The sequence below is a fragment of the Streptomyces sp. NPDC049954 genome (assembly GCF_040656295.1).
Lineage (GTDB): Bacteria > Actinomycetota > Actinomycetes > Streptomycetales > Streptomycetaceae > Streptomyces.
In genome coordinates, this window is record NZ_JBFALS010000020.1 from 99,948 (window position 1) to 110,612 (window position 10,665).

The window sequence follows — 10,665 nt, forward strand, 5'->3', positions numbered from 1 at the left end:
AAAGGGGCGAGACCCTGGCCCCGGGCCCCCGGCCCGTTCGCCGTTCCGCCGTCACGGCTTCAGGACCAGGCGCACCGGCGCGGGAGACTCGCGGCGCAGCAGCCGCTCCACCGCCCGCGCGGCGTCGGTCAGCGGCAGGACGCCGCTGATGGAACGGGAGAACTCCAGACGGCCGCGGCCCACGAGTTGCACGAGCTGGTCCACGTGGCCGTCCGAGGAGCCGTAGTGCCCCAGGATCTGCTGCTGGAAGTAGCTGAAGGCCGTGCCGCCGCTGATCGTCAGGGGCTGGTCCGTGAGCCCGACCAGCACGAGCTTGCCCGCCGGGGCCAGGCAGGTGACCGCCTGCTCGCGGACGGCGGGCACCCCGGCGAAGTCGAAGGCCGCCGCGAGGCCCGCACCTCCCGTCTCGGTCCTGATCCGGGCCCGCAGTTCGGGGTCGGCCGAGTCGAGAGCGAGGTCGGCGCCGAAGGCCAGGGCCCGCTCCCTCGCCTCCGGGGAGGGGTCCACGGCGATGATCGGCGCCGCTCCCACCGCCCGCAGCAACTGCACGCCGTGCGCCCCGAGGCCGCCCACCCCCCACACGCCGACCGCCTGCGCCGGACGCACCTGGGCGGTCGTGGTGATCGCGGCCCACGGGGTGGACACCGCGTCCGGGATGATCGCCGCCTCCTCGAAGGACAACGAGTCCGGGAGCGCGAGCAGCGTCTGCGCGGTGGCGATCGCGTACTCGGCCCAGCCACCGTCGTAGTCGACGCCCCGGGTCCACACCGCGCCGCCGCGCTGCTCACCGGCCTGGAGCAGCACGCGCTGCCCCTCGGTCCAGCCGCTGACGCCCGCGCCGGTGGCCGCCACCGTGCCCGCCACCTCGTGGCCCAGCGTCACCTCCTCGCCGGGCAGGTACAGCGGGGTGAGGGTGCCGTCGATGAGGTGCACGTCGGACAGGCACACACCGGCCGCCGCCACCTTCACCAGGACCTCGCCCGGGCCCGGCACCGGGGTCGGGACCTCCTTGACGGCGAATTCACGGGTCTTCACATTGAGCCGGCCGGCGAGCATGGTCATCACCTGTCTTGGGGTCTTGTTCCGGTTCTTGCGGGGTGCCGCCTGGGAAGGTGCCTGCGGTGCGGGGAGCGGCGCCTCGGGGCGGGCCCGGCCGAGCGCGGCGGCGAGCGCCGCGACGGCGCCCTCCACGAGAGGCCGGCGCAGCTCCTCGTCGCGCCCCGCCTCCCACCAGGCCAGACAGGCCGCGTCCACGTAGGCGAGATAGCCGTCCACGACCAGACGCGTGGCGAGATCCGCGGGGTCCAGGCCCAGCATCGCGCCCACCCGGTCCCGGTAGGCGGCGCGGCCGCGTTCGCGCACCGCGAGCGCCGAGGCCGGGACGGAACCGGGGGAGCGCAGCAGCGTCGCCCAGCCGTTGGCGCCCTCGGCGACGAAGGCGAGATAGACGGCGAGGCTCGCCCGCAGCCGGCTCCAGCCGTCCGCCTCGGGGCCGAGCGCCAGATCGCCCGCGTCCTGCCGCTCCAGCAGCCGGCCGAGGGCGTCCTCGGCCATCGCCGCGTACAGGCCGGCCTTGCTGCCGAAGTACCGGTGCGCGAGCGCCTCCGAGGCCCCGGCCGCGCGGGCGATCCGCGCGACCGACACCTGCGAGTACTCCGCCTCCCGGAAGGCGTCCCCGGCCGCCGCCAGTAGGGCGGCACGCCGCTCGGCCTCGCCGAGGCGGCGTCGGGGCGCCGGTGCGGCCGCCCCGTCCCGCTCGTCCCGCTCCTCCGCGTTCACGAGGCCACCGTACAACTTACTGAGCCCGGCTCAATAAGTCGTACCGGTGAACCCGCTCATGCGGCGGCGAGGCCGCGCGCCCGTGTCAGCGGGCCTCCCGGAAAGCCCGTCCAACCTCGGTCTCGACCGCGCCCGAGCGGTACAGGCCGGTGCTCGGGCCGCTGTCGGCGGCCGGCAGGCCGAACCACGCGTAGCGCCGCACGTACGGCAGGGAGTCCAGCATCTTCGTCGACGCGGTCACGAAGGCGGACTGCTGCTGCTCGCTCGGGAAGCGGGTGCCGTGGGAGAAGTCCGTGAGCGCGTACTCCGTGAGCCAGACGGGCTTGCCGTACTTACGGTGCACCGCTTCGAGATACGAGCGCAGCTGCTCGACGGCCGCCCCGGTACGGAAGTCGCCGCCGTACCAGTGCAGGGCGACGAAGTCGACGCGGTAACCGCGCGCGGCCGCCCCCGCCATGAAGCGGTCCAGCCAGCCGCCGGCCGTGTCCCCGCCGTACGCGACGGCCGGGCTGCCGAGCACCTTGCCGGTGTCCATCAGCCTCGGCCACAGCTCCAGCGCCCGGTCGACCGACATGTTCGACTGCTCGGCCATGTCGGGCTCGTTGAAGCCCAGCAGATAGGGCCCGTTGGCCTTGGCCGTCGCGAGGTTCGCCGCGTCCATGGACTTCTCGCCCCAGACCATCGGCACGAAGCCCTTGGCGCCGGGCCCGACGACGCCCTGCGGGCTCGCCGACCACGTGTAGTACCAGCCCGCTCCCGAGCGGGCCAGCGCCTGGTCGGCACCGGGGAAGGCCCAGACCCCGACCCCCTTGCGGTCCGAGGCCACCGTGCTCACCGGCGAGGAGGCGGGCGCCCCGGCGCTCCGCGCCGACGTGGGGGAGGGGCTCGCGGCGGGCTTGTGCGCGGCGGACGGCTTCACCGTACGGGACGGGCTCGCGCTGCCCGTGGGGCGCGAGGAGGGGGACGGCGACGCGGAGGCCCGGGCGGTGCTCGGCGCGGGCGCGGGGAGGGCGGCGGGCGCGTCCGCCGTACGCACCGTCGCGCTGTCCGCGGCCGGGGAGCCGCTCAGCAGCAAGGGGGTCACGACCGCCGCCGCCACGGCCGCGGCCGCCGCCGCGCTCACCACCGGGTGGCGCCGCAGCGCCCCGCCCCGGCCCGCCCGGTGGGCACCGCCGCGCCGGGGGGTGGACGCGGCGGTGCGCGGGGCCGCCGTGTCGGCGGCTGGGGAGGCGGCTTCGGCGGGGTGGGGGAACGGGTCCGGGTGCGAGGCGGCGCCGTCCGGGGCGCCGTACGGGTCGCCGTACGGGTCCGGGCCGGGCGCGGAGGGCGCGAGGTGGCCGGGCAGCGGGGCCGCGTCCCACGGGCTCAGGCCCGCGTACGGCACCGGCAGCAGCGGGAGACCGGCCAGCAGCCGTTCCATCGGCAGCAGCCGGCCCCGGTGCCCGCACTGCCCGCAGTCGCGCACATGACGCGCGATGCGCTTGCGCCACAGCGGGGAGGGCACACCGTCCCAGCCGCGCAGCACCTCGCTCAGCTCGGCGCAGTCCCCGGCCGTGCCGAGCGCCCCGACGACCAGACGCGCGGTCTCCATCTGCTCCTTCATCCGCTGCACCCGGACCGCCGCGTGCCGGCGCGACACCCCCAGCGCCTCGGCCAGCTCCGCCCGGCTCAGTTCGCCGGTCTCCTCCAGCCACCACAGGGCCAGCAGCGACCGGTCGTCCCCGTCCAGCCAGCGCGTCGCCTCCGCGAGCTGCCTGCGCTGATCGGTCAGGCCCAGACGCAGGACCGTGAGCCCCACGAAGTCCGCCGCCGGATCGGGCAGTTGCTCGGCGCTCTCCAGCTCCGCACGGTGCTGTCCCGCCGAGCGCAACGAGCGTTCCCGGTCCCGTATCCGGCGTACGGCTATGGCGATCAGCCAGGAGCGGAACGCCTCCGGGTCGCGCAGCTCGGGCAGCCCGCGCACGACCCGCAGCAGCGTCTCCTGCACGACGTCGTCGACGTCGCTGTGCCCGTTGAGGGCGCGGCCCACGACGTTGTAGACCAGCGGGAGGCAGTCCGCCAGCAGACGGTCCATGGCTTCCCGGTCCCCGGCCCGGGCGGCGAGCACCGTCCCGGTGTCGGGCCCGCTGTGACCGGCTTCCCGCATAACGGCTCCTTCACGTGCAGCGTTCCTCGGCGGCCGCCCGGCGCTCGCGCGGCCCCTTCCTGGGAGACGGAAGCGGCCCGTCCCCGACAACAGAAAACCCTCAAGACCCTTCCGGCACCCCGCTCCGTTCCCGTTCCCGTTCCCCTTCCGTGACGAGCGCCGCGTCGCCACGCCGCATGAGGCGTCCGTAGCAGGACATACGAACGAGATGAGAGCGAACCAGCCAGAGCCGACGCCAAGGCAGCGGTCCGTCGTGCCGAGCGAGCCGCCCCGGCCGCGCGGCACCCTGAGCGCGCGCGGTTCCGCGAGCCCCATGGCCCAGGGCCGGATCATGGAACCGAGCAGGGACGGCGAGGGCAGCCTCGCACACGTCGTGGAGACCCTGCTCGACAAGGGCCTCGTCCTCAACGCCGACATCATGGTGTCGGTCGCCGGGGTCGAACTCCTCGGCATCCGGCTGCGCGCCGCCCTCGCCTCCTTCGAGACCGCCTCGCGCTACGGACTGGAGTTTCCCGCCGGGACCGACACGGAGACCGCCGCGTGGCGCGAGACCCGTATCGACAAGGAGGAGTGCCCCCAGTGCGGAAAGCGGTCCCCCACCCAGCAGTTGCTGGAGGAGTGGTGCCCGTGGTGCGGCTGGCGCAGCGCGCAGTCGCTGGAGAACGGGCGCGGCGGCCGCGCCCCGGCGGACGGGGACGAGGCTGCCGAGGGGACGCGGAAGGACGCGGAAGGACAGGACGACGCCGAGACCTCGGGGAAGTCCGGCGGTCAGGAGACCGGTGAGGCCGACGAGGCCGGCGAGAAGTCCGCCGGTGGTACGTCGGCCGGTACGCCGGCCCGCGAGGGGGCCGAGGACGGTGGCTGAGCGGCCTCCCGTCAAGCCCACCCGCGACCCCCGGGTGACGCTGGACGACCTCGTCGAGGTGCTGCTGAACAAGGGCGCCGTCCTCCATCTCGACCTCATCATCTCGGTCGCCGACATCCCGCTCATCGGCGTGAGCCTGCGCGCGGCGATCGCCGGCATGGAGACGATGCTCGAACACGGCATGATGCGCCAGTGGGACGAGCACACCCGCGCCTGGGTCGAGGGCTCGGCCGCCCGCCGGGGACTCGACCTGCGGGAGGGGGAGCGGCACGTCGCCCAGATGCACGGCGGGCACCTCCTGGAGGAGGGCGTCTACACCGCGTGGCGTCCCGGCACGGTGTTCCTCACCGACCGGCGCCTGGTCGTCCAGCGCCGCGATCCGCGCGAGATCATGTGGCAGTCCGACCTGGGCGACATCCGCGAGGTGCGCCCCGAGACGGAGCGGAGCGCGGGCGGCGCCCCGCGCACCCGGGTCCGGCTCACCCTGGACGACGGGACCACCGCCCTGCTGTCCGCCGCCGACCCGCGCGCCCTGTGCGACCTGCTCGACCGCGCTCTGCCCGGGGCGCTCGCCGGGGAGCTGCTGCCCGGCGCCGCCCAGCAGGTGCTCGCCGAAGGGCACCTGTGGTACCAGGAGCCGCGCAGGGAAGGCCCGTTGTGGCGCGGCGGCACGGCAAAGCTCACCCCCGGCGGCCTCGTCTGGAAATCGCCCCTCGACGCCCGCCCGGCGCTCGCCCTGCCCGCCGACGACCTGCTCGACGTGCGGCGGGCCGAAGGACACAGCCCCGGGGGCGACGGCTCCGTCCTGGAACTGCGCACCCACAGCCTCGGCGAGGTCCGCCTCGCCGCCACCGACACCGCGCACTGGTACGAGAAGCTGCGCGAACTGACCGCCACCACCGCGAACGGGCACGAGCCGGCGGACGGGGCCACCGCGCCGGCGCTGCCGGCCCCCGCCCACTGACGACCGCCGCAGGCCCGTCGCAGGCCCTTCGAAGGAGGAGACCATGGCCATCACCGTGGACGAGAAAAGCCTGAAGCACGGGGTGCTGTCCCTCGTGGTGACCCTGGTCGAGGTGATCCAGGAGGCGCTGGAGCGCCAGGCCGTGCGCCGTATGGAAGGCGGCTCGCTCACCACCGAGGAGCTGGAACGCCTCGGCGACGCCCTCCTCGAACTGGACGAGGCGATGGAGGACATCAAGGAGGAGCACGGCATCACCGACTCCGTCGCCGACCTCCACCGGGGACTCGACGAGGTCGTGGACGACGTCGTGGACAAGCTGGTGAACCCCGCCCGCTGGGCCGAGGAGGCAGGACGATGACGACCCCCCGCGAACACCTCGCGCGCCCCCGCCCGCAGGCCCAGGCGCAGAGCGGGGACCCGGCGGTGGACACGCCGGAGCCGGCCGGGGACCTCGCCGCGCACGCGCCGGAGGGGACCGTGGACACCGCTCTGTACGTCTACGCCCTCGTACCCGAGGACACCGAGCTGCCGCCGCACGTCTCGGGCCTCGACGGCCGCCCCCTGCACCTCGTCACCGCGCCCGGCACCGGCCTCGCCGCGCTCGTGCACCGCAGCGCCCCCGCCCCCTACCAGGGCCCCGACGACCAGGTGCGGCAGTGGGTCGCCGAGCAGGACGCGGCGCTCGTCGCCGTGTGGGAACGCACGGGCACCGCGCTGCCGATGACCTTCAACGTCCTGGTCCCCGCCGACCAGGGGGCGAGCGCCGAGGAGCGCGTCAGGGACTGGCTGGCCGGCCGCGCGGAGGTCCTGCGCACCATGCTCGACGCGCTGAGCGGACGGGCCGAGGTGCGCGTCGAGATCAGCGTCGACCGCGCGGCGGTGACCGAGGACGACGACGAGGCCAGGGCGATCCAGGAGGAGATGGCCGGCCGCTCGCCCGGACTGCGCCGCATGCTCGCCAAGCGCCTCGACCGCATCCGCAAGGAAGCCTCGGACCGGCTCGCCGACACCCTCCACGGGGCGGTGCGCCGCCGCCTCGCCGCGGTCGCCGACGACCTCAGCGAACGCGCGGGCCGCAGCCCCGGTTCCGGCGAGGTGAGCGTCTTCGCGGGCGCCCTGCTGGTGCGCCACGAGGACATCGACACCGTCGGCGCCCTGCTCGCCGACATCCAGGACGAGCAGCCGGCCGCCCGCATCCGCTATCTGGGGCCGTGGCCGCCGTACTCCTTCACCGAACTCCCGGCCGCGCCCGGCGCCGAGGCCCCGGAGGGCGACACGGGGCAGGGGGAGACGACGGCCGGAGGGACGTACGCCTGACGTACGCCGCCCGTCCGCACGGCCGGCAGGTCAGGGAGGTCCGCACGCCTCGGCCAGGCGGCGGACCCCCTCCTCTATCCGGCTCTCGGACAGGTGGGCGTAGCCGATGACCAGGACGGCGCCCCCGTCCCACCGCGCGCGCCCCACGGTGTTCCCGGTCGTGCCGTACGCGGACAGGGGGACCACCGTCACGCCCAGCCGCGCCGCGCGGTCCACCGTCGTGGCGGCGTCCCCGCAGCCGGGCGGCAACTGGACGAGGGCGTGCAGCCCGGCCGCGATCCCGGTGACCCGGGCCTGCGGGAGCCGGCGGGCCAGCGCCGCGACCAGGACGTCCCTGCGCTGCCGGTACACCTGTCGGCAGCGGCGCAACTGGCGGTCGTAGGAGCCCCGTTCGAGGAAGTACGCGAAGGTCTCCTGCTCCAGCACCGGCGCCCCGAGGTCCGTCGTGCGTTTGCGGTCCGCGAGCGCCCCCGCGTGCCGCGCCGGTGCCACGAGCCAGCCCAGCCGCAGACCGGGTGCCAGGGACTTGCTCGCCGAACCGCAGTACAGCACCCGCTCCGGGTCGAGGCCCTGGAGCGCGCCCACCGGGGCCCGGTCGTAGCGGAAGTCCCCGTCGTAGTCGTCCTCCAGCACCAGGCCGTCCACCTCCCGCGCCCAGTCCAGGAGTTCGGCCCGCCGTCCGGGCGAGTACGCGCAGCCGACCGGGAACTGGTGCGCGGGGGTCACCACCACCGTCCGCGCCCCGGAGCGCCGCAGCGCCCCGACGTCGATGCCCCCGGAGTCCACCGGAACCCCGACCGTCCCGACCCCCGCGGTCTCGAACAGCGCTCCGTGACCGGGACTTCCGGGGTTCTCCACCGCGATCACCCGCTCCCCCCGCGCCCGCAGCTCGGCGCAGACCAGAGCCAGCGCCTGCGCCACTCCGGCACACACCACGAGCCGCTCCGGGTCGGCCGCGACGCCCCGCCGCCGCGCCAGGAGCCCGGCCAGCTCCGTACGCAGCCGGGGCACTCCGCGCGGATCGGGATAGCCGAGAGCGGCGTGGGCCGTCCCGCTCACCGCCGCCCGCTGCGCGGCCGCCCACGCGGCCCGCGGGAACAGCGACAGATCGGGCAGTCCCGGGGTGAAGTCCGCCCAACCCGCCTCCTGCCGCGGTGCCTCGTCCCGGACGGGCGGTCGCGCCGCTTCCCGCGCCGCCCCGCTCACCCAGGTGCCCGAGCCGTGACCGCTGCGCAGATAGCCCTCGGCCGTCAACTGCTCGTACGCCTCCGTCACCAGGCCCCGTGACACGCCCAGGTCGGCGGCGAGCGCCCGGCTCGACGGCAGCCGGGCCCCCGGCGCCAGCCGCCCCTCCCGCACGGCGGTACGCAGCGCCGACTGGAGCGCGCGACCTCGTCCCCGCGCCGGTCCCGCCACGGCCGGTAGCAGCAACTCCCCGCCCACGACCGCCCCTTCGTCACCCACGCGGTCCCGCCCCCTGTCCTCGCCGTCGAAGTGGTCCCCGAACCCGGGGCCCCAGTGGACCTTAAAACGGTCCGCCCGCGCTCCTAGTTTCGGCGTATGCCCCTCAACGTCACCGCGCCCGTCAAAGGCGCGTTCCTCGCCGCGTCCGCCTGTGTCCTCGTCGGCGGATCCTTCAGCGCCAACAGCCTCCTCGTCGACTACCCGTACGCGGGCGGGCAGGCCCTGCGCTACGGGCTCGCCGCCCTCCTGCTCCTCCCGTTCCTGCCCCGGGGGCTGCCCCGGGTGCCCCGTGGTCTCAGCCTCCGGCAGTGGGGGCGGCTCGCCGCGCTGGCCGCCGTCGGCATGGTCGGCTTCAACCTCGCCGTGCTGGCCGCGGAACGCTCGGCGGAACCCGCCGTGCCCGGCGTCCTCGTCGGCTGCGCCCCCGTCGTCGTCGCCGTCCTGGTGCCGCTGCTCGCGCGCCGCCGCCCGCACCGGGCCCTGCTCACCGGGGCTCTGATCGTCGCGGCCGGGGCGGTCGTCGTGCAGGGCTGGGGGCGCACGGACACGGCGGGGCTCGTGTTCTCGGTGGCCGCGCTCGCCGGTGAGTGCGGCTTCGCCCTCCTCGCGGTGCCCGTCCTGCCGGTGCTGGGACCGCTGCGGCTGACCGCGACCGTGTGCGCGCTCGCCGCCGTCCAGTCCGCCTGCCTGGCCCTCGCCTTCGGGGGCGCCTCCGCGCTGCGCGCCCCGAACGCCGTGGAGGCGGGCGCCCTGCTGTGGCAGGCGGCCGTCGTCACCGTCGTCGGGTTCCTGTGCTGGTACGCCGGGATCAACCGGATCGGCGCCGAGCGGGCCACCCTCTTCTCCGGGCTCATCCCGGTGAGCGCTGCCGCCACCGCCCCGTTCCTCGGCACCGGCGGCTACGGGGCCGCCCAGGCCCTCGGCAGCCTCCTCGTCGCGGTCGGCGTCGCCGTCGGGGCCCGGGCTCCGGCACCCGTGACGGCGCCGCCGGTGTCCCCCGTGTCGCCGGTGCCGTCCGTGTCGGCCGTGTCGTCCGGCTGACCCTCCGGGCCCGGCCGCAGCGGGCGCCCGGCCCCGGGCCCGTTCGCGAACACCTCATGAATGCTTTGCCCGGAACTGACCCGTCCTTGCCCCTTCGGGGCAGGATTGGTCTTGACCAAGGGGGTGGCCGGGCCTATCGTCGCGAGAGTCGGATAGTGCAAGGTCCTTTAATAAAGAAGGCCGATTAAACGTACGCGTCCGTCAAGGCGTCGGGGAGCGCGGCCCACGAGACACCGATCGGGGCCGGCGGAGCCACGGGGAGAGCGGAGGACAGGGTGGGGACCAGGCTGGAGACGGTGCCGGAGCCCAAGCACCGGCATCTGAAGACAGTGATCGGCGAAGCACTCGACTCCGAGTTCGCCATCGGGCAGATCCTGCCCAACGAACGTGAACTCGCCGCCCGCTTCGGCGTGGCCCGCGCCACGCTCCGGCAGGCCCTCGAACAGCTCGAACTCGAAGGCCGCCTCCAGCGCAGACGCGGTGTCGGCACCACCGTCGCCCCGCCCCGGGTGGGCGTCGCGGTCGGCGGCCGTCGCCAGGACGGCCACGGCGGCACCGGTGACGGATGGCAGCCGCAGGACGCGCACCTCGCACCGGCGCCCGCGCCCGTCGCCGCCCTGCTGGGCGGCGCCGCGGAGCCCGTGCACACCGTGACCCGGACCCGCACCGACGACGGGCTGCCCGTCGCCACCGAGATCCTCTACCTGCCCGCTCGCTCCGTCCCCGGCCTGAGCGCCATCGACGCACCCTCCGGAGCGGCCCGTGCCCGAGCCGTCCTGCGCGAGTTCCAGCACCTCGACCTCGCGGGCGAGGACCGCTCGGTGGAACTGGGCTCGGCCGGAGCGCACGACGCCAAGCGGCTCGACCGGCTGCCCGGCTCCCCGGTGCTCGTGGTGACCACCCGTTACTTCGCCGGGGACGAGGTCGCCGCGGTCTCCGTCGCGACCTACCGCGCCGACACCTGCCGCCTCACCTTCGGCGACGCCGGAACCGGTGCCGGGGTGGAGATCGGCTCCGCGCACCGCCGCGCCTCCTGACCCCTGGGGCCTGTCTTCAAACTGGCGCCGCGCGGCAGGCGCCAGTTTGAAG

General features: G+C 75.4%; 9 protein-coding genes and 1 pseudogene. 6 read left to right on the plus strand and 4 right to left on the minus strand.

Annotated elements, in window-relative coordinates; all coding sequences use genetic code 11:
* Positions 1–51 precede the first annotated feature (51 nt).
* From AB0J21_RS31205 to AB0J21_RS31215, 3 genes and pseudogenes are all read right to left on the minus strand, one after another.
* The gene (locus AB0J21_RS31205) at positions 52–1,065 is read right to left on the minus strand and encodes a zinc-binding dehydrogenase (RefSeq protein WP_363149537.1); all 1,014 of its coding nucleotides are present in this window, start codon (positions 1,063–1,065) and stop codon (positions 52–54) included.
* A gap of 498 nt (positions 1,066–1,563) precedes the next feature.
* A pseudogene (locus tag AB0J21_RS31210) lies at positions 1,564–1,779 on the minus strand (TetR family transcriptional regulator); the annotation flags it as partial.
* 85 nt (positions 1,780–1,864) lie between these two features.
* Entirely contained in the window at positions 1,865–3,925 is a 2,061-nt protein-coding gene (locus AB0J21_RS31215) for a sigma-70 family RNA polymerase sigma factor (RefSeq protein ID WP_363149519.1), read from the minus strand.
* A 208-nt stretch (positions 3,926–4,133) separates the two neighbouring features.
* On the opposite strand from AB0J21_RS31215, the gene AB0J21_RS31220 reads away from it, so the two are divergent.
* From AB0J21_RS31220 to AB0J21_RS31235, 4 genes are read left to right on the plus strand one after another with little or no spacing between them, the layout of a single operon-like run.
* Positions 4,134–4,790, plus strand: coding sequence for a gas vesicle protein (locus AB0J21_RS31220; RefSeq protein WP_363149520.1), 657 nt, complete (start codon positions 4,134–4,136; stop codon positions 4,788–4,790).
* Entirely contained in the window at positions 4,783–5,754 is a 972-nt protein-coding gene (locus tag AB0J21_RS31225; RefSeq protein ID WP_363149521.1) for a gas vesicle protein, read from the plus strand. Before AB0J21_RS31220 ends, AB0J21_RS31225 begins: the two co-directional genes overlap by 8 nt.
* A 43-nt stretch (positions 5,755–5,797) precedes the next feature.
* Entirely contained in the window at positions 5,798–6,112 is a 315-nt protein-coding gene (locus tag AB0J21_RS31230; protein ID WP_363149522.1) for a gas vesicle protein K, read from the plus strand.
* Positions 6,109–7,071 (plus strand): GvpL/GvpF family gas vesicle protein, encoded by a 963-nt coding sequence (locus AB0J21_RS31235; protein ID WP_363149523.1) that lies wholly within the window; start codon positions 6,109–6,111, stop codon positions 7,069–7,071. The genes AB0J21_RS31230 and AB0J21_RS31235 overlap by 4 nt, the downstream gene beginning before the upstream one ends.
* A gap of 30 nt (positions 7,072–7,101) precedes the next feature.
* Here the strand turns inward: AB0J21_RS31235 and AB0J21_RS31240 are convergent, their stop codons facing one another.
* A complete protein-coding gene (locus tag AB0J21_RS31240; RefSeq protein ID WP_363149524.1) occupies positions 7,102–8,535 on the minus strand; it encodes a PLP-dependent aminotransferase family protein in 1,434 nt (477 codons plus the stop codon).
* Positions 8,536–8,631: 96 nt separating this feature from the next.
* Between AB0J21_RS31240 and AB0J21_RS31245 the strand changes: the two genes are divergently transcribed.
* Together AB0J21_RS31245 and AB0J21_RS31250 are read left to right on the plus strand one after the other, a co-directional pair.
* Positions 8,632–9,576: an EamA family transporter gene (locus AB0J21_RS31245; RefSeq protein WP_363149525.1), complete on the plus strand. Its 945-nt coding sequence runs from the start codon at positions 8,632–8,634 to the stop codon at positions 9,574–9,576.
* A 275-nt stretch (positions 9,577–9,851) separates the two neighbouring features.
* Positions 9,852–10,613, plus strand: a complete 762-nt coding sequence (locus AB0J21_RS31250) for a GntR family transcriptional regulator (protein WP_363149526.1) — start codon at positions 9,852–9,854, stop codon at positions 10,611–10,613.
* Positions 10,614–10,665: the final 52 nt, after the last annotated feature.

What these genes read in the sequence shown, in the direction of transcription:
- AB0J21_RS31215 (WP_363149519.1), bottom strand. Translation starts at nt 3,925, where the DNA reads ATGCGGGAAGCCGGTCACAGCGGGCCCGACACCGGGACGGTGCTCGCC.
- AB0J21_RS31220 (WP_363149520.1), top strand. Translation starts at nt 4,134, where the DNA reads ATGAGAGCGAACCAGCCAGAGCCGACGCCAAGGCAGCGGTCCGTCGTG.
- AB0J21_RS31230 (WP_363149522.1), top strand. Translation starts at nt 5,798, where the DNA reads ATGGCCATCACCGTGGACGAGAAAAGCCTGAAGCACGGGGTGCTGTCC.
- AB0J21_RS31235 (WP_363149523.1), top strand. Translation starts at nt 6,109, where the DNA reads ATGACGACCCCCCGCGAACACCTCGCGCGCCCCCGCCCGCAGGCCCAG.
- AB0J21_RS31245 (WP_363149525.1), top strand. Translation starts at nt 8,632, where the DNA reads ATGCCCCTCAACGTCACCGCGCCCGTCAAAGGCGCGTTCCTCGCCGCG.